Annotated in this window: 13 protein-coding genes; all 13 read right to left on the reverse strand. The window is 68.5% G+C overall.

All coding sequences use genetic code 11. From position 1 onward, the window contains the following. Positions 1 to 17 precede the first annotated feature (17 nt). The 13 genes from ASE64_RS15970 to ASE64_RS16030 all read right to left on the reverse strand — a co-directional run bounded on the left by ASE64_RS15970 (position 18) and on the right by ASE64_RS16030 (position 18,291). Entirely contained in the window at positions 18 to 731 is a 714-nt protein-coding gene (locus tag ASE64_RS15970) for an AfsR/SARP family transcriptional regulator (RefSeq protein ID WP_055782809.1), read from the reverse strand. A gap of 128 nt (positions 732 to 859) precedes the next feature. Then, positions 860 to 1,879 carry a hypothetical protein gene (locus tag ASE64_RS17705; RefSeq protein WP_055782812.1) on the reverse strand — a complete coding sequence of 340 codons (1,020 nt, stop codon included), beginning with the start codon at positions 1,877 to 1,879 and terminating at the stop codon, positions 860 to 862. A gap of 155 nt (positions 1,880 to 2,034) precedes the next feature. Beyond that, complete coding sequence (locus tag ASE64_RS15980; RefSeq protein WP_055782815.1) at positions 2,035 to 2,508, reverse strand: LpqN/LpqT family lipoprotein; 474 nt, start codon at positions 2,506 to 2,508, stop codon at positions 2,035 to 2,037. 75 nt (positions 2,509 to 2,583) lie between these two features. Continuing rightward, positions 2,584 to 2,850 carry a WXG100 family type VII secretion target gene (locus tag ASE64_RS15985; protein ID WP_044441009.1) on the reverse strand — a complete coding sequence of 89 codons (267 nt, stop codon included), beginning with the start codon at positions 2,848 to 2,850 and terminating at the stop codon, positions 2,584 to 2,586. A gap of 139 nt (positions 2,851 to 2,989) precedes the next feature. Further along, complete coding sequence (locus ASE64_RS15990; RefSeq protein ID WP_055782817.1) at positions 2,990 to 7,447, reverse strand: FtsK/SpoIIIE domain-containing protein; 4,458 nt, start codon at positions 7,445 to 7,447, stop codon at positions 2,990 to 2,992. Positions 7,448 to 7,450: 3 nt separating this feature from the next. Then, positions 7,451 to 8,218 (reverse strand): hypothetical protein, encoded by a 768-nt coding sequence (locus tag ASE64_RS15995; RefSeq protein WP_055783210.1) that lies wholly within the window; start codon positions 8,216 to 8,218, stop codon positions 7,451 to 7,453. After that, on the reverse strand, positions 8,218 to 9,867 hold the full coding sequence (locus tag ASE64_RS16000) for a serine/threonine-protein kinase (RefSeq protein WP_055782820.1): 1,650 nt from the start codon (positions 9,865 to 9,867) through the stop codon (positions 8,218 to 8,220). The genes ASE64_RS15995 and ASE64_RS16000 overlap by 1 nt, the downstream gene beginning before the upstream one ends. Next, complete coding sequence (locus ASE64_RS16005) at positions 9,864 to 11,357, reverse strand: FHA domain-containing protein (RefSeq protein ID WP_055782823.1); 1,494 nt, start codon at positions 11,355 to 11,357, stop codon at positions 9,864 to 9,866. Before ASE64_RS16005 ends, ASE64_RS16000 begins: the two co-directional genes overlap by 4 nt. Next, positions 11,354 to 12,178, reverse strand: a complete 825-nt coding sequence (locus tag ASE64_RS16010) for a PP2C family protein-serine/threonine phosphatase (protein WP_055782826.1) — start codon at positions 12,176 to 12,178, stop codon at positions 11,354 to 11,356. The genes ASE64_RS16005 and ASE64_RS16010 overlap by 4 nt, the downstream gene beginning before the upstream one ends. Continuing rightward, positions 12,175 to 13,647: an RDD family protein gene (locus tag ASE64_RS16015; RefSeq protein WP_055782829.1), complete on the reverse strand. Its 1,473-nt coding sequence runs from the start codon at positions 13,645 to 13,647 to the stop codon at positions 12,175 to 12,177. The genes ASE64_RS16010 and ASE64_RS16015 overlap by 4 nt, the downstream gene beginning before the upstream one ends. Further along, the gene (locus ASE64_RS16020) at positions 13,644 to 16,004 is read right to left on the reverse strand and encodes a transglutaminase family protein (protein ID WP_055782832.1); all 2,361 of its coding nucleotides are present in this window, start codon (positions 16,002 to 16,004) and stop codon (positions 13,644 to 13,646) included. The genes ASE64_RS16015 and ASE64_RS16020 overlap by 4 nt, the downstream gene beginning before the upstream one ends. Continuing rightward, positions 16,004 to 17,320 carry a DUF58 domain-containing protein gene (locus ASE64_RS16025; protein ID WP_055782835.1) on the reverse strand — a complete coding sequence of 439 codons (1,317 nt, stop codon included), beginning with the start codon at positions 17,318 to 17,320 and terminating at the stop codon, positions 16,004 to 16,006. The genes ASE64_RS16020 and ASE64_RS16025 overlap by 1 nt, the downstream gene beginning before the upstream one ends. Continuing rightward, positions 17,317 to 18,291 (reverse strand): AAA family ATPase, encoded by a 975-nt coding sequence (locus ASE64_RS16030; protein WP_055783213.1) that lies wholly within the window; start codon positions 18,289 to 18,291, stop codon positions 17,317 to 17,319. Before ASE64_RS16030 ends, ASE64_RS16025 begins: the two co-directional genes overlap by 4 nt. Positions 18,292 to 18,326: the final 35 nt, after the last annotated feature.

Here is an 18,326-nt window from a genome sequence, read left to right on the forward strand (position 1 = left end):
CCGATTCGTCCGCTTCTCTAGCGGCGGAGCGGCGCCACCAAGTCGGTGAGGATCGACGTCGGCTCGAGCCCTAGCTCGTTCTGCAGCAACGCCGTGTAAATATCGAAGTCACGTAGCGCCTCGGACTGATTGCCCTCGGCAAGGTGCACCTTGACGAGACTGACGATCGCGCTCTGGCGTAGCGGTTCGACACGCATGGCGGCACGGGCGGCCCAGGCCGCAGCGCGCAGATTCCCCTCGAGGATCAGCAGCTCTGCCTGTGCCTCGAGCGCGTGCAGTCGCAGCTGTCGCCAGTCCTCGACCTCCGAGAGAACCCAATCGTCGTACCAGTCGGGCAGAATGCGAGAGGCGAAGGCCTCGATCGCACCCGTGCTGAGATCGTCGGCGGTGAATGCGTTGCCTGGCTGCAGCAATCGCCTCGCCGACTCTTGCGCCAGGTTAAGGTCGACGGTCACCCCTGGGGCGAGACCCAGCCCGGCGGGCGTCATGGTGATCGCCGGCTTGATCGCGTCTTCGAGTCGGGTGAGCGCCGATCGCAGGCTGTCGCTCGCACGTCGTTCCGTGACGTCGGGCCACATCTCACCCGAGATGGCGAGCCTGGCGCGCCGCGGCCTGAGGGCGAGAAAGGCGAGGAGCCGCTGGGTTCCGACGGAGAGACCGATAATTTCTTCGCCGTCGTCTCGCACCCTGAGCGCACCGAGCACGCCGATCTCGATCATGTCGCCGCCCATCCCGAAATCCTCCGTGTCGGAACGACCGGAGAACTCGGGTTGTGCAGAGGCAACATGTGATGGATTCGCTCCTAGAGACACATAGTCCCATATGAAGACTTGCGGGGCTAGGGGCGAATCCTGGGCGTTCAGCGCTTCACTGTGTGCCGGCGACGCGCAAGTGCGGCAAGGCCCAGCCCGAGAAGCAGAACCGAGGACCCACCGAGCAGCATGTTCTCGACGGGCATTCCCGTGTTGGCGAGCGCTCCGCCCGCTCCTGTTCCCGAGGGAGTGCCGGGCGTGCCGGGCGTTCCGGGATTGTCGGGTGTTCCCGGGTTGCCCGGCGTTCCAGAGTCGCCGCCAGTGCCGCCGCCTGTACCGCCGCCTGTGCCGCCGGTTCCACCATCGGTGCCGCCGCCTGTACCACCATCGGTGCCGCCGTCAGTCGGGGCAGGAACGATGTTGGTCGTGAAGGTCACGGCGCAGGTCACGAAGGCTCCACCTGCAGTGCCGGAACCGACACACTGGTTGACCTTCGTCGGGATGATCGAGGCCGTAGAGTTGCCGCCGACGGTGCATGTCACGCCGCCGCCGCCGCCCACCCCCGAATTGTTGCACTGCACGACCGTCGCGGTCGACGGGTCGGTGTTCTCGAGGGAGGAGCAATTGAGGAAGGTTCCGCCGCCACCCGCCGAACCCTGGCACTGGTTGACCGTTATCGATTGTGGCGTGGCCGTTCCTACGATGTTGTTGACGACATCCACCCGGCAGATCACCGTGCCGCCCGTGCCATTGCCCGAACCGTTGCACTGGGTGACCGACGACACCAGGTCATCTGTATTGAATGTCTGCGGCGCATCACAGACGGGAGGTGCACCGGCGGATCCGTGGCACACCGTGACGACGGTCGAGCTGCTCTTCACTCCGGTAGCGACGTTCACTGTGTTCGTCACGACGACGGAGCACTCGACGGCCTGATTCGTGTCGTTGTCCGTTCCGTTGCACTGCGTGATCGGCAGTGGTGCGGCGGATGCGCTGCCCGCTCCCAAAAGCGGCATGCAGGCGACCGCGGCGACGGCCAGCAGCGCGGCGGCGACGAACAGACGGCGGCGCGCGGCCCCGAGGCCGATGAAGTGTCGCGACTCGGCGCTGACGTGTGTTGTTCTCATGGAGACTCCCCTAAGTACGAGAAGTCTCGTAGTAAAGGAAGTCTCGCCCAGAGGCCATGACCGAGCCGTGACTCGGTCGTGACGATGCGATGACGCACACGTGACACAGGTATGACGCGGCGGTGACCCTCGAGTGACGCCGTCCTGACGCGGAGTCAGGAGAGGGTGGCGCTGGCCTGGATCGCGCGGATCTCGGGCCAGATCTCCATCGCCTGTGCGGCCGTAGCCGTCGCCGTCACCTGCACCAGGTCTAAGGCGGGCCCGTTCGAGACGAGAGCCAGGCGAACGGCCTGGATGAGCGCGCCGGCCCGGGCGTCGGGATAGCTGAACTCGATACGGAAGCCAGCGCGGCCGAGCACCTCAGGGCGATCGCGACCCAACTCCGCGACTCCCTCGATGGAGCCGACCTTGTCGATCACGGACTGGATCGCCGTGTCGAGGGTGTATCCGGTTCCGAAGCGCGAGATCGCGACGACGACATTGGGCCGGAACTCGCCCTGCGCCACCTCTTTCGCCGTGGCGAGCAACGCTGCCGTGGTCGACAGCACGTGCCAGTCGTCGGGCACGTCGAGCGACACGATCGGAAGAGCCGGGGCATCCGAACTGGGGAAGGTGAGTGTGCGCGACATCGAGCCGTGGGCCTTTCTGAGGGGAGAAACACCACAGGCGGGCGTCGAATGTTCGACGCCCGAGAAAAAGAGGTGTTACGCGTTCGAGGTGCTCTCCTGGTCGGCAGCGTTCTTTGCTGCCTTCTGCGAGGCGTCCTCGAGTGCGGCGATGACCTGCTTGAGGGCGGCGGTGTGGGTGCCGCTCCACTCGCTGCGGAAGTTCTCCGCGTCGGGACCGGTCCACTGCACGCTCTGCAGTGCGCTGGTGAGCGTCGTCAGGATCGTCTGGACCTGCTGCGACTGCTGGTTGAGCTGCTTTCCGAGGCTGCGAACCTGGTCAACGTCAAGACCCCATACGGCCATTGTTTTCTCCTTATTTTCCTGGCGATCCGGCGGATCCGGTTTCGCTACATCCTGTGAGTCGATCTCACGTGTTCAGACTAGGGCGAGGGACCAAGGGGAGTCGATGGGGAGAACTCCCCATGCCTCTGCCCGGCCCTTCTCACGCGTCGGGAAGCGCCACCTGAACCTTGGTGATCCGGCCCTGCTGGACCAGGAAACCGCGCCCCGGCGGAAGGTCTGCGCGGCGGAAGCGGCCGAGAGACGTGCCGAGCAGGGTGTCGCCGTCGAGTTCGCCCGGAACCAGCAGCAGGCCGCGCTTGGCGCCCTTGAACGAGCCGGCCAGCGTCCACGCGGCCGACCAGGTGGCCGTCTCGCTCTCGCCGACCACGAAGACGTCGTCACGCAGCGCCCGCTTGATCAGTCGGTCGATGTCGTTCTCGGCCATCGTCCCGGTGAGATCGCCGATGTTCTCCACAAAGATCGCGAGAGTCTCGGGCGGCAGCGTGCCGGCGTCGAGCTGCCCCTGCAGATCGTCGGCGAACGCGGTGATCTGAGCAGGATCAGACAGCGACATCGACCAGAACGGCAGGGGAGTGAGCGAGGTCTTGCGCGGCGAGATGTGCACGATGCGGATGCCGGGCTGCGCTCGCCGCAGAGCGGCGGCCATGGTCGCGAGCGCCGTCGATCGGCCGCTCTGGCCCGAGCCCGACACCATGAACGCTCCCCGCGGCGCGATTCCGAGTGGCGCGAGGTTGTCGTCGCGCACCGCGATCACGGGCAGTCCGCCCGCCGAGGCCGGAAGGCTCGAGAGCGGGATCGAGTCGGACAGCTTCTGGATGGGCGGCGCCTCGGGGATCCCCTGGCGCCGCATGGCCTCCGCCAGCTTCGAGACCTCGCGCGACTGGATGGCCACATTGGGGTCTGCTCCCAGCACGGCGATCTGGATCTCGTTGCCGCCCATCAGGCCGCGGCCGGGGGGCGAGATCGCGGTGAGCGTGTCTTTGGGAACGCCGACCAGCTGATAGTCGTCCTCGCTGGCCATGCGCAGCACCAGTCGTCGCTGCACGGTCGATCCGAGCGATGCGGGCACCGAGTTGGGGCGGTCTCCCGAGATCACGATGTGCACACCCACCTGGCGGCCGTCGCTCGCGATCTGGGCGAACGTGGTGAACCAGGCGGAGTGCCCGCCGAACTCGTACTGCTCGCGGAACGCGCCGATACCGTCGACTAAGACGATGATGCGCGGCTCCTCGGGAACCCCGGCGATCCGCCGGTACTCCCCGATGCTTCCGGCCCGCACGGCCGAGTACCGCACCGAGCGGTCGTCGACGGTGTCGCGCAGCATACGAAGCAGGCGGATGACCCGCTCCTCGTCGTCGCCGTCGATGATGGCGCCCACGTGGGGCAGCTCCTCGAGCATGCTGAGGCCGCTCGATCCGAAGTCGAGGCCGTAGACGTGCACCGGGCCCCCGCGCGGCGTCACGGCCGCTGCGACAGCGATCGTGCGCAGGGTGGCGCTCTTGCCCGAGCCACCGGTTCCGTAGACCGCCATGTTGCCGTCGCGGTCGGGCTCGTAGAACACCGTGGGCTGGATCTGGTTCTCGGGCTCATCGATGACGCCGAGCAGCAGCCGCTCATCGTTGCGCGGGTTGGGCAGCAGCGAGAAGTCGTAGACCGCCGCGAGTTCGTCGAGCCACGGTTTGCGCGGGTCGGGGATGTCGGCCCTGCGGGCCGCCGTGCGAATGGATGCGACGAGTCGCGCGATGTCGTTCGGCCCCGGGTCCGACGCCTCGACCGTCTCGACCTCCGGCACCTCCCACTCGGCTCCGGCGCCGAAGTTCATCTCGCTGATGTCGATGCGCGGACGCGGGGGTTCGTTCGTCGTCCAGCCTCCGGCGTATCCGGTCTGGAACGAGGCGAGGCGACCAGGACCGGTCTTGGCAGCTCCGCGCCCGGGGATCGACTGATCGAAGTAGGCGGCCATCGGCGTTCCGAGGATGTCGGAGGAGTCTTCCGCGTCGGCCATGCGCAGGGCGATGCGCAGGTTCGTGTTCGCGCGCAGATTGTCTTTGATGACACCGGCGGGGCGCTGGGTCGCGAGAATCAGGTGCAGTCCGAGCGAGCGTCCTCGCTGGGCGACGTCGACGACGCCGTCGACGAACTCGGGCACCTCCTGCACGAGCGCGGCGAACTCGTCGACCACGATCAGGAGGCTCGGCGGAGTCTCCGGGTCGCCCGTCTTCTCGAGCGAGACCAGGTCTTTCGCCTTCTTGCGGTTCAACAGGTGCTCGCGGTAGCGCAGTTCCGCCCGCAACGACGTGAGCGCCCGGCGCACGAGGTGCGGCGAGAGGTCGGTGACGAGTCCCACGGTGTGCGGCAGGGCGACACAGTCGGCGAAGGCGGCACCACCCTTGTAGTCGATGAAGAGGAAGGTCGCGCGGTCGGGGGAGTGCGCCGCGGCCATGCCGAGCACCCACGACTGCAGGAACTCGCTCTTTCCCGCTCCGGTCGTTCCGCCGACGAGCGCGTGCGGACCCTGGTTGCGGATGTCGAGGTAGAAGGGCTCGGTTCCACTGTGGCCGACAAGGGCCCGCAGAGAGCCCTCCTTCTTTCGCCGCACGGGAGGCGAACCGTCGCGGAGGGCGATCGAGTTGCTCTCGCGCCAGCGCTCGACGACCGCATCAGGCTGCTCGGCGAGCTCGGGGCCGACGAGCGACAGATACGACACCGAACGCGGCAGATCCGACTCGTCGTCGATCGGCGATCCGACGTCGACGACGGGGGCGAGATGGCGGGCGTAGCGGTGGGCGGCCTCGAGCTCGACCGTCTCGCAGACCACCGGGTAGGTGTGCTCGCCCAACCGCACCTGGCCGACCGTGCCGCCCGCGACATCCGAATCGACACTGACGAAGCTGCGGCACGCCGCCGGCAGGTGGGCGATGGATGGCGCAGACCACACGATGTGCACGTTGGCGTCGGCGCCCCGCTCGGCGAGGCGGTTGAGCCGGCCCCGGTCGACGGGCACATCGTCTTCGATGATCACGATGACGGCGGGGGTGATGGGCAGCGGAACGTCGGACTCGTCGTCTTTCTTCGGGCGCAGATCCGGGCTCTCGAGTGCGCCGCGAGCGCTCGGGGCTCCGGTCGTGCGCTGAGCGACCAGTTCCTCCAGTCGCGACAGCAGGGCGAGTCCCGAGCCGGGGTTGTCGGCGAGGTGATCGCCGGCGAGCGGGCTGTGCGGAGAGCCGGTGTGCGGCATCCATTCGAGCCATTCCCAGCTCTCCCGAGACACCGGTGACACGAGGGCGCAGACCACGAGTTCGGCGGGGGAGTGCAGCGCGGTGAGCTGAGCTACGACTCCGCGCGTGACGCCGCGGCGCAGGTCGAGGCTGCCGGCCACGCCCAGGGCGCCGGATTCGCGCAGGTCGGCCACGATGGGCACGTTGTCGATGAGTGAGAACTTCTCCGCCACCTCTTCGAGCTGCCCCCAGTACTCGGGAAGCGTGTCATTAGCCTGCGGCAGGGTGACGCTGTCGCGGCTGTGTGCCGTTCCGAGGCCGAGGCGCACGGCGAGAAAGGCGCCGTGCTCGGGTCGGTGCGTCCAGAGCAGGTGGCCCAGCCGATGCGCCGACTCGAGGCTGTCGCCCACCGAGGGCGCCTCGCCCAGGCGAACGGCACGCTGCAGCCGCTGACGCTCGTGCAGCTTGTCGACGAAGGCCTTGAGCGACAGCGTGAACTGCTTGATCGCGTCTTTCATCTGGCGACGCGTCGTGAGCTTGTGATCGATGTACGTACCGATCATCAGCAGGGGGCTCAGGGCGATGAACACGACGCTCAGGATGTTGCGGGTGAAGGCGTAGAGAACGACACCCATGATCAGCGGCGCGATCAAGGCGACGATCGGAAAGCGCTGCGGCTGCGGGCGGCCGGGAGGTTCGGGCGCCGGATACTTGTCGCCCGGGTAGCGGGCGACCACGCGGGGAGACCGGTTGAACTCGATCACGGGCGTCGAGGGGGCCGCGCCGCCGAGGCGCTGCAGGGGAACGACGCACAGCGCGGTGTCGCCGAGAACCACGACGTCAGCCGAGCTCAGAGTGGTGCGCGCGACTTGCTCGCCACCCATCAGCAGACCGTTGGCCGAGTTCATGTCGGTGATCTCGACGGTTTCGCCCACGTTGATGCGGGCGTGCCGTTTGGAGATGAGCGAGTCAGTGAGTCGCACATCCACCCCGCGCTCACGACCGATGTAGCTGGTGCCGAAGGGCAGCGCGAACTCGGAGCCGGCGTCCGGGCCCGACAGCACGCGCAGGGTGGCCGCAGCCGCGCCCCGATCGGAGCCGGGCGCATTGAAGTCGTCGCTGTGCTGACGGATCTCGATGGTGGAGCCGGAGCGCACGCCCGAGTCGAGCAGATTCGATTGGGGATCGAGCACGCGGGTCTGGCCCGACGTCTCGGTGACCTGCAGCGTCAGGCGAGGAGGCGCGACCTGCACGTCGTTGTTGGGATCGGCCGTATAGAGAGCCTCCGCCACATTCGAGACCGAGGTGGTCGCATCCGCCGTGACGGCGACATTCGTCGAGGTGCCGCCGCCGCGGGAGAGCGTGAGTTTGATGTGCATGGACTAGCGGGCATCCTTCGATGGGGTCGCGGCAGGAGCCTGGGGAGTGTCGGCCGTGTCGTCGTCGAGAGCGGGAAGATCGGCCGGGGTGACGAGGCGCGAGAGCACGGCGTACTCGACCAGCCGAGCGCGCCGGTTCGTCGCGAGCGCTCCGACTCCGCCGCGCAGACCGTCGACGCCCTGGCGGCTCAACTTGTCGCAGACGTTGTCGAGCTTGCGGTTGAACCGGCTCAGCACCCAACCGAGCCGCTCGGCCGCCGCCGCCGACGACGGAATCTCGCTCGTGCCCGTTCCCTCGCGCTTGAGCATCGGCTCGGAGAGAGCGAGGATCAGCAGCCACTGCGAGCGGGTGAAGGTGACAGCTCCCACGGTGGTGGTGCCGTCGCTCGACGAGACGGGCTTCGAGTCGACGAAGGCCGGCGTCGAGGTGTGCACCACGAACTCGTAGGTCGTGGGGCCGGCGGTGAAGACCACCGAGGTCAGTCCGAAGACCACGGGAAGTCGCGCGCCGGGCGCGAGCCAAGCCTGCATCGACCCCGTCGCATCCGAGATCGACGCCGAGAGCCGCGAGCCCACGTTGATGAGCCACCACAGGCCGTCGATGTACGCGATCTGCAGAAAGCGGCGGTGCAGATACTGGTTGTCGTCGATGTCGAGGTCGGCGTCGCGGCCGATGTCGAAGGGCTTGTTCTTGTTGAGCGTGAACCACTCGCCGCAGTACTCGACGCTGGCATCGGTCGTGGTCGTCTCGGTTGTACTGACATCGGTCATCAGGGCGCGCATCCCGTCGCTGGTTCGGAGGCACGCCCGTCTTTGCGACGCACACTCACTTCGATACAGGTCTTCTGCCCCTCGGCGGGCACGACCGTGACCGTCGCGTCGGTGGTCGACGCGAGGGTGGGCTCGGTTCCGGGAACGAGCAGTCCCCATTGATAGACGTCGCCGGCCTCGGGCTCGGGGTTCGACCAGGTGAAGACGATGCCGCCCTCACCGGGAGCGCCCGCCACATCGACGGGCGGGGCCACTGTGCCTCCGGGGATCACGTCGATCGGGTCGACGGGGTCTTCGGTCTTGACCGCGGCCGGGCTTCCACCGGCGGCGTTGATCGCGAAGATGGTGCCGCCCACGCCGAGCAGCACGACCAAGGAGATGGCGCCGATGAGAATGGGGAGCTTCTTCGACCGGCGGCTGGTCGGCTCCGCGGCGTACTCCGTGGGCTGCGGGGCGCGATGCTGGGTCTGCTCGACCGGCGGCGACGTGAGCCCGAAACCCGAGGGCGTGGGTGCCGGTGCGTACGGCGCGACCGGAAGCTGGCCCCGGCGCTGGGTGGCTTCCACGGCATCCGGCCCGGGTGCGCGATTCGGCTGGCTGAAGGTCACGGGCGGGATGCCCACGGGTGGAACGGGCGGGGCCGCAGCCGAGGGCGGCGGCGTGGGGCGGCGGTTCGCCGTGCCCGCGACGGGCGCGGTGGGGTCGATCGTGACAATGCCCCGGATGCGCGTGTTGCCGTCGTCTTCCTCTTCTTCGGCGGCCGACGGAAGCGAGTCGTCGAGCACGTCAGCCGGTGTGACCGACAGGCTGAGTTCGAGTTGAACCTTCTGCAGGGCTCGGGCGAATTCGAGTGCCGACCCGAAGCGGTCCTCCTCGCGCTTGGCCATGGAGGTGGCGAGGATCTGCTCGAGGGAATCGGGAACGTCGGCGCGGCCGGTGCGAGACAGGGGCGACTGCTGGATGCGCGTGATGAGGTCGAGGCCGCCGTTGCTTCCGCCGACGACTTCGAAGGGGCTCCGCCCTGCGAGAAGCGTGTACACCGTGGCGCCCAGCGCGTAGATGTCTCCGCCGGGGCCACTCGACGAGCTCTGCCCGAACACCTCTGGAGGCGACCAGGGAATGGACATGCCGACGGCGGCGTCGTCTCCGCCACCGACCATCGTCACGGAGATTCCGAAGTCCGTCAGCGCGGGGCGGTTGTATTCCGTCGTGAGAATATTGGCCGGCTTGATGTCGCGGTGCAGGATTCCCGCGCGGTGGGCGGTCTCCACCGCACCGGCGACCTGGATGCCGATGCGCAGCGCCTCGGCAACGCTGATCTTCTCCCGCCGGTACCGCGCCGCGAGGTTCGGCCTCGAGCAGTACTCCATGACCAGGTAGGGCCGGCCGTCTTGAGCTATGTCGGCCTGATAGATCGTGACGATCGACGGGTGCGTCGAGAGCTGCGCCATGAGGTTCGCCTCGGCGTCGAAGTTCTCGCGCGCTCCGGGGGTGAGCGCCTCGCTGAGCAGCACCTTGATGGCGACGCGACGACGCGGCATGCGCTGTTCGTAGAGGAACACGTCGGCGAATCCGCCCGAACCGAGCAACTGCTCGTGCGTGAATCCAGGGATCTCGGGCGGAGCCGATGGTGGTCGACGCGCATTCACGGAAGCTCCTCGAAGAGCAGTGTGACGCCGTCGCCGATGTCGACGATGTCGCCGTTCAGAACGAGCACGGCCTCGCCGGGCGACAGCCGCAGCGGGGGAGTCCCGGCGCGGTGCAGCACGGAGCCGTTGGTCGTGTCGAGATCGACCACGAGCACGTGGCGTCCCTCGACGCGTACCTCCAGATGGCTGCGCGACACGTCTTGCTCGGGGCTCGGAACAGTGACCAGGTGAGGCAGCACATCGCCCTGCACTCGCTGGGCACGCGGGCGTCGACCGACGATCACGGGGCGGTCGAGCGAGATCACTTCACCGGTCGCGAGCACGATGCGTCCGGGTCCTCCCGTCGTCGCGGCCTCGTCGGCCGTCTCGAGGCGGCGCATCGCCTCGAGCTCGGACACCGTCACGGTGAGGCCGTCGTGGTCGCTCTCGCTCGGGGCGGGAGCTGCCGGCGCGGCAGGAGTGGACTGCTCATTCCAGTCAGTGGCCGCGGCTCCGACACCGGCGAAGCCCGGCACCCGGTCGATGAGGCCGGTCGGAGGCGGAGCGGTCCACTCTCGCGACGAGGGCTTCGGCGATTCCGGGGGAGTGAAGGACGCGACGGCGGGGGGCTCTGCGGGTGACGCAGGTGCGGCGGCAGTAGGCGTGACGGGCGCCGCGGAAGGACTCTCCTCGTCCGAGGATTCATCGTCGTCGAGGCGCACGGCGGCCTGCTCGACCGACTTGACGACGGTCGCGCCCCAGAGGTGGTCGTACGCGTCGTCGGGAAGTTCCGTGACGGTGGGCCCGAAGTCCTCCGCCTCGACCGGCTCGACGTCGTCGACCGTGTCATCGGCATCGTCCGTGTCGTCGGCGTCGGAGGCGGCCTCGATGTCGGGTTCCGGCGCCTCGACGGGCGCAGCCTGCGGAATGATCGTCTCTGTCGGCACGACCGGTTCTGCGGGCAACACCCGTTCTGCGGGCACGGGCACTATTGGCTCCACGGGCGCAGGAACCACGACAGGAGCCGCCTCTCCAGCGACGACCGGCGCGGCTGCCCCGGCCTGGCCGTCCATACGGAACGACACCGCGCGACACAGCACGATCCCGCTGCGGATGGCCAACCAGTCCGACGCGTCGGCGCCGTCGCTGCTCACGACGAAGCCGTCTGCACGGGCGACGACGCGCTCGTTCCACGTGGTGACCTCGTCTCCAGCCACGATGACGGGCTCGGATGCGCCCGGCTCGCTCACCTCGATGCGGAACGCACCGCGCACGGCGACTCGCAGTTCAGCGCCCGACGCGACGGCGACCGCGAAGGGCGGTATCGCTTTGAGGTTCGTGCCGAACTCGGCCGTCAGTGCTTCGAGCACACCGCTCAGACCGTGTCCGTCGTCGAGCGTGCGCCAGATGCGCTCGAGCATCTGTCCGTCGAGGGTCGAGGGGAACAGGGCCACGGCGCCGGGCGCGACAACCCCGCGCCACTGCCCGGGCTGGTAGTCGAGTCGGGTCATCGCACGGCTCCTTCGGTTGGGGCGGATCCGCGGGGAATAGTGTCATCGGGCAAGGCCGGTTCGGATGCCGCCTGGGCAAGCGATGCGTCGACCACGACCGCCGTCAGGTTGTCGTGGCCTCCCCGGGCCATGCCCTCACGCACCAGCCTGTCGGCCGCCACCTGAGGATCTTTCTCACTCGAGAGTATTCGGGCGATCGACTCCGTGTCGATTTCACCCGAGATGCCGTCGGAGCACACGAACATACGGTCGCCCGGTTCGACGGGCACGAGCCAGAAGTCGGGGCGGTAGTCGCCGCCCGCGCCGAGCGCACGGGTGATCACATTGCGGGCGGGATGCACCAGGGCTTCGGCCGCGTTGATTCCCCCGCCGTCGAGCAGTTCCTGAACGACCGAGTGGTCGATGCTGATCTGTTCGAGCACACCCGAATTCAGTCGGTAGGTGCGGGAGTCGCCGAGGTTGAAGACCAGCCACACGGCCGTTCCCTCGCTGTCGACGATCGCCACCCCCGACACGGTGGTGCCCGCGCGGCGGCGGCCGCCCGTGCTGAGCTCGGCGATGGAGCGATACGCGCGGTCGAAGGCGGCGCGCACGTCGGTGGGGTCGACCGTGGGTCGCCCCGTCAGGCCGTCGAACGACTCGACCACGATCGCGCTCGCCCGCTCGCCCGCCTCGTGTCCGCCCATGCCGTCGGCCACCAGAAAGACCGGTGACGAGGCGAGATAGGCGTCTTCGTTCGTCGCCCGCTTGAGCCCGCGGTGCGTCGCGGCTCCCGAGTGCAGCACGACCGTCGAGACGCCGATTGTCGGCGGCGGACTCACGGGGCCACCGTGAGAGTGAAGACGCGCGTTCCGATGCGCACCCGGTCGCCGCTGCGCAGGGTCATGCGCTGGCCCGGCGTGATCGGAGACTCGACGCCGTCGGCTCGAAGGATGGCGGAGCCGTTGGTCGATCGTCGGTCCGTCACCCAGATGCTCCCGGGCTGCACCTCGAATTCGAGATGGGTCTTCGAGATCGACCGCGTGTCGCCGGCGACCTGCACCAGCTGATCCTCGGCTGCCCCGTAGGGAGACACGGGATCGCGCCCGAGCACGCCGTGTCCGGCGATCACATAGCTCTCACCCGTGTCGAACAGCAGGGTCACCGTTCCGGCCGGCAGAGCCTGCGCGGGCACGGAGTTGCTGAGCTTCGTGCCGTCGAGGTCTTCGCCTCCGAACGGAGGCAGGGGGTCGAAGCTCGGAATCGCCTCGATCGGCGCGGCCGGCGCGGCCGGCGCGGCCGGCGCGGCCGGTTCGGCGGGTGCGACAGGCGCAGCGGATGCCGGTGGGAACGGATACGACGGAACGTCGGGGTTCGTCGGCGCGGCGGGCGGCGCCCCGAACACGGGGGCAGAGGGAGCAGGGGTGGGCGCCTGCGGAGCGGGCGCCGGAGCCGCCGGAGCCGCCGGAGCGCTCGGGGGCGCGTACGAATACGCATCCGGCGTCGTGGCGATTGGCTCGACGACCGGAGCCTGGGGCACGGGAGCCGGGGAAGCCATTGCGGCGGGCGCAGCGACAGGTCGCCGGGTCTTCACGACAGCAGGAACGTCGTCGACGATCTCGCCGGCATTCTTGGCGAGCGGGTTGGGGCCCTTGGTGACGTCGATCACCCAGGTGCCCGACATGCGGTCGTGCCAGCCGCGCAGACGCTTGCTCGGATCCCACAGCGGCGATAGGTAGACCAGCAGCGGCCCGATACCGATCACGATGTTCGAGGCACCGACGATCACGCCGCGCAGCAGCATCCGACCGAGCCCAGGGCGAATCAGCGTCTCGACCTTGACGATGCGCAGTCCCATGATGCGCTTGCCCAGAGAGAAGCCGGTGAAGGCCTGCAGCACGAGCATGACGAGCGGGTAGATCCCACCCGCCAGCGTGATCAGGGCCGACGGCAGGCCGGACAGCTCGAATGTGCTGCCGGGAGCGACAGAGGCGGCCACGATCCACAGGATGGGCAGGGCGATGATCGAGGTGAGCACCCCGCCGAACGCGCCATCGATGAGAAAGGCCACGACGCGACGACCATAGTTGGCGGGCACGATCGTGCTGAGCAGGATCGGGGCGTTCACCGGCGTGGGCTGCCACGCCGCCTGCACGGGAACCTCGGGGCCGCCGAAGGCCGCGGCCTGGCTGCGAGTCGAGGTCGGGGTTCCGCAGGCAAGGCAGAACTGAGAACTGCGGGGAACGGGCGAACCGCACCGCACGCACGGCGTCGACTGCCCTGCGTTCTGCTGTTGCACGGGGTTCGTCACGACCGTGCCCTCCTTCGTCTACTCCGACTTTCCAGGCGCCTGCCGATGTACGCACGCAGCGATAGTCGCGCCTGCAGGCGTTTCCACCATCCGCGCGAATCGTGCATTCCCTTGACGATATCGTCGACTTCGGCCCAGAAGGCGTCGACTTCATCGGGCGACGGCTCGCCGGGGCCGAAGACACCGTGATCCGCTCGCACCGCAACCGCTCCCACGGGCAGGTCCGGCCACGATTCGGCGATCACCGCGGCGTCGGCGCGACGCGTGACGCCGCGACCGACAGCCGTACCGAGGTCGTCGGCACGGTCGACGATCTCGTCCCACCCGCCGCTCAGCCTGTCGGCCGGACGATCGGCGTTCTGGCGCGCTTTGCGACGCCGGGTCTTCAGCGCGCCGATCACCACGACGGGCGTCAGCAGCACGATGATCAGTCCCAGGAGGCTTCCGGATGCGATCAGCACGGTCACGAGGATCGGGTTCGCGTCGGCCTCGTCGTCTTGATCGGTGTCGTCCGTGCGCAGATCCGGAGGAAGGTCGGCCGGCTCCTGCGGCGGGGGCGGGGGCTGAAGCACCTGGGCCTTGGGGTCGGACTTGGGCTTCGGCGCCTCTTCCTGAGGAACCTGGTCTTTCGGGGGCGTCGGATCGAAGGCGACCCAGCCGGCGTCGTCGAAGGCGACCTCGACCCAGGCATGCAACTGATCTCCCGTGATCTGCTGCTCGGCACTCGCTCCGGCGTACTTGTCGGGGTAGAAGCCCATCACGACGCGCGCGGGCATTCCTGCCGAGCGTGCCATCAGCGCCATGGCCACGGCATACTGCTCGTCGTCGCCGATCATCTGGTCCGCATCCAGCAGAGCCGAGATGCGTTCCGCTCCGTGGCCGGCCCGCGAGGTGGCCTCGCCCTCGAGACCGTGGCTGAAGAAACCTTCCTGGCTCAACGAGGTCGCCAGATTGCGCACCTGGGTGAGTGGACGATCCGCATCGCCGATGTACTGGGTCGCGAGCGTCGGCACCTCTTCGGGAACACCTGCCGCCTTCGGCATCGAGAGCGACTGCAGCGCATGACTCTCGAGCTGCTCTTCGGTGAGCACCTTCGGGATCACCACATCCATCGAGTAGCTGTCGCCCTTGTCCAACCCGAGGGTCGAGATCGCCACCCCGGTGGTGCGGTTGTAGTGCAGGCTGTTCGCGAGTTCGTCGGCGCGGTCGCCGGTGAAGCGGAACGAGTCGAGATAGCCGGCATCGGGGATCCACACTCCGGTCAGATCGCCGATGGTGACATCGAGGGTCGCCTTGTCGCCCTTCACGTCGTTCGGAATGTCGCCGCTCACGCGCGTGAACGTGCCGGAGCCGGCCGTTCCGTCGCCCGCCACGTTGTAGACGACGCCGTCGTAGGCGTCGAGCGTCGCGAGTCGCACCCGTGCTCCGTCGGGGAGGCCTTTGACCGTGAACAGGACGTCTTCTTTTTCGTCGCGCACGTACTTGCGGAAGCCCACGAGCGGGCTGGGATAGTCATGAAGGTCTAGCGGCGGAACGATGGCGTCGCGCAGCACCTCGCGGGCGCTGACCGGGGCCAGGAGTCCGCCGGTCGCGAGCCCCACTCCCAGGGCCACGACGAGCAGCCCGGCGCCGAGCGCCAGCCGCGTGCGGGCGAGGCCCGCATCCGGAGCCTGCGCGCCCGCGGAACTGTCGAGCGTGGTCGCGGCGATGCGGCGAGCGCGATCCTGGCTGCGGCGCCAGGCCCACCAGGCGAGGGCGATGCCGGCGAAGACGAGACCCTGCACGATCGGCGCGGCCGTATCGCGTGTGCCGAAGGCGATGGCGACCACGAACAGCACGCCGGCCGGCAGCAGCGCCCAGGCGGCGCGGCGCAGACGCAGCGCGAAGCTGAACGCGAGAACGGATGCCACGAGCGTGGCCAGGTAGGGAACGATCAGCACCGAGGCGAAGGCCCCCACGGGCGTCTCGAGGGTCAGCACGTCCTTCCACGAGAAGACCACGCCGAGAACCAGCGCCCGGATCGTCTCGAGGCTGGGAACGACGCCGAGCAGCGTCGTCGTCGGCACGGCGAGCGGTCCGCCGAAGATCATGTAGACCAGCAGGGTCGCGGCCGAGAGCATCAGGATGTTGGCGCGCAGACGGGCGCCGAGCAGAGCGATCGCGAGACCCAGCACGAGGCCGCCGAGGCCCGCGACGAGGTAGCCGGTTCCGCCGAACGCGGGGCCGAATCCGACGACGGCGACCACCAGAAGCGCCCCGATGGCGGCGCAGTCGATGACCGTGTCGAGAGCCGAACGGCGGCCGATCTGCTGGGCGGTACGACCGCGTCGGGCGGGGGCGGGGGTCTGTGCGCTCATCAGTTGTTCACCCGTCTGAGGGCGGCCGGCAGCTGGCCGAGGTCGCCGATCGTGAGCAGAGTCATATCGCCGATCTGCCGTCTCATCGGCTCGTGTCCGGGCTGGCAGCTCACTCCGACGACGCGCACGCCGAGCGGCAGGTGCACCGAGGCGGCCTGAAGCTGGGTGGGGGTGACCGGGCCGCCGAACAGCAGAACCGCCACCGAGGCATCCGGAACCGTCTGCCCGGCCACCTTCGACAGCTGCACGATGCTGTCGCGCTTCTCTGACTCCTCGATGGCCGAGAGGTCGTCGAGCAGTCGCCGCCCTGTCTCGGAGTGCAAGGTCGCTCCCTGCACCATCACGGTCACGTCGCGCTCTTCCATGAGCGCCTGGATGCCGAGGGAGCCGCACGCAGACACGGCCAGTTCGAACTCGTCGTCGCTGCCGTAGTCGGCCGTGTTGGTCGAGAGGGCGAGGGCGAGGTGGGAGCGCCGCGTCTCTTCGAACTGGCGCACCATGAGGGTTCCGGTGCGCGCCGTCGTCTTCCAGTGGATGTAGCGGCGGTCGTCTCCCGGAACGTATTCACGCAGGGCGTGGAACGACACGTCGTTGTTCGACAGGTCGCGGCTGGCGAGACCCTCGAGGTCTTTGATGAAGCCCGAAGCCGAACCCTCGAGACGCACCGTTCGGGGGTGCACGAAGAGGTCCACGGCATCGGTCCAGCGCAGCTCGCGACGCATGAGGCCCAGGGGGTCTCCGCGCACGGAACGCACGGGCCCGACGGTGATGACCTGGCGACGTTGGGTGGGGATTCCGAACAGGTCGTCGTGCTCCTGACCCGGGGCGAGGCGAGGAAGCGGGAAGCCGGCGAGGGACGCGCCGACGGGGAGTTCGATGCGCGCAGGCAACAGAGTGCGCTGCGAGGTGTTCGACACCGTGATGCGGCCCACCGCGCGTTCACCGACGACGACGCGCTCGCTGGCCAGGTCGAGACGCACCGCGTAGGCCGAGCGGCCCAGGGCGAAACCGATGGCGATCACGACCGCGGCCAGTCCGACACAGCCGACGACCAGGAACTCGCGCCACCCGAACTCGAGCCCGACGAAGAGAAACACAAGCGAGAATGCGAGGACGGCCCAGCCGAAGCCCGACACCGTGGTGAGCACGGGGGAGATGACCCCCCAGGCCGCACGACCGCCGCCGACCGTTCGCGGCCATCCGGTGCCCGTGACCCAGCGCGCGGGCGCGCTCGTGCGCACCGCGCCCGATGCGCTCGCCAGCCGAGGGCCGATCGATGCCATCGGGGAGGCCTTCTTCTCCCCGGTCACGGTCATGCGGCGGGTTGCCTCGCCTGCGGCGCCGCGACGTCGCTGAGCACGCGCGCGAGGACCTTCTCGGCCGTCGTTCCCTGGAACTCGGCCTCGGGGTCGAGCACGAAACGGTGGGTCCAGACAGGGCCGGCGAGCTCGCGGATGTCGTCGGGCAGCACGAAGTGCCGGCCCTGGGCCGCGGCCCACACCTTGGCGGCGCGGACGAGTGCCATGGCTCCGCGAACCGAGACGCCGACGCGGCTCTCGGGCGCATTACGCGTCTCTTCGGCCAGCTGCGCGGTGTAACGCAGGATCGCGCTGTCGACGTGCACGGTCGCCGCGAGGTCGGCCATGTCGGCGACCGCAGAGGTCGTGATCACGGCACTGAGTGCCGACGAGGGATTGCGATTGGCCGAGCCGGCGAGGATCTTCTCCGCGCTGGCGAGGTCGGGGTAGCCGATCGACGTCTTGATCAAGAAGCGGTCGAGCTGGGCCTCGGGCAGTTTGTACGTTCCCGCCTGCTCGATGGGGTTCTGCGTGGCGATCACGAGGAAGGGGCGGCCGACCTCGTGCACCTGACCGTCGACGGTCACCCGCGACTCCTCCATGACCTCGAGCAGAGCCGACTGCGTTTTCGGGCTGGCGCGGTTGATCTCGTCGGCGAGCACGATGCTCGCGAAGACCGGTCCGCGGTGGAACTCGAACGCGCCGGTCTTCTGGTCGTAGATCGTGACACCGGTGACGTCGGAGGGCAGCAGATCGGGCGTGAACTGGATGCGCTGATGCGATCCCTGCACGGTGGCCGCGATGGCCTTGGCCAGGGAGGTCTTACCTGTTCCCGGGGCGTCCTCGAGCAGCACATGGCCCTCGGCGATCATCGCCATGATCGAGAGCCTGATGACGTGGGGCTTGCCCAACACGGCCAGCCCCACGTTGGCGACGAGGCGGTCGAAGGTGCCGGCGAACCAGGTCGCCTGCTCGGGTGTCATTGTCAACGTGGTGTCTTTCTCGTAGTGGATGAGGAGGAAGC

The organism is Agreia sp. Leaf210, from assembly GCF_001421485.1.
Taxonomy (GTDB): Bacteria; Actinomycetota; Actinomycetes; order Actinomycetales; family Microbacteriaceae; genus Agreia.

Coding starts and splice junctions, on each gene's coding strand:
- ASE64_RS15970 (WP_055782809.1), bottom strand. CDS start 731: ATGGGCGGCGACATGATCGAGATCGGCGTGCTCGGTGCGCTCAGGGTG.
- ASE64_RS15980 (WP_055782815.1), bottom strand. CDS start 2,508: ATGTCGCGCACACTCACCTTCCCCAGTTCGGATGCCCCGGCTCTTCCG.
- ASE64_RS15985 (WP_044441009.1), bottom strand. CDS start 2,850: ATGGCCGTATGGGGTCTTGACGTTGACCAGGTTCGCAGCCTCGGAAAG.
- ASE64_RS15990 (WP_055782817.1), bottom strand. CDS start 7,447: ATGCACATCAAACTCACGCTCTCCCGCGGCGGCGGCACCTCGACGAAT.
- ASE64_RS16020 (WP_055782832.1), bottom strand. CDS start 16,004: ATGAGCGCACAGACCCCCGCCCCCGCCCGACGCGGTCGTACCGCCCAG.
- ASE64_RS17705 (WP_055782812.1), bottom strand. CDS start 1,879: ATGAGAACAACACACGTCAGCGCCGAGTCGCGACACTTCATCGGCCTC.
- ASE64_RS15995 (WP_055783210.1), bottom strand. CDS start 8,218: ATGACCGATGTCAGTACAACCGAGACGACCACGACCGATGCCAGCGTC.
- ASE64_RS16005 (WP_055782823.1), bottom strand. CDS start 11,357: ATGACCCGACTCGACTACCAGCCCGGGCAGTGGCGCGGGGTTGTCGCG.
- ASE64_RS16025 (WP_055782835.1), bottom strand. CDS start 17,320: ATGACCGTGACCGGGGAGAAGAAGGCCTCCCCGATGGCATCGATCGGC.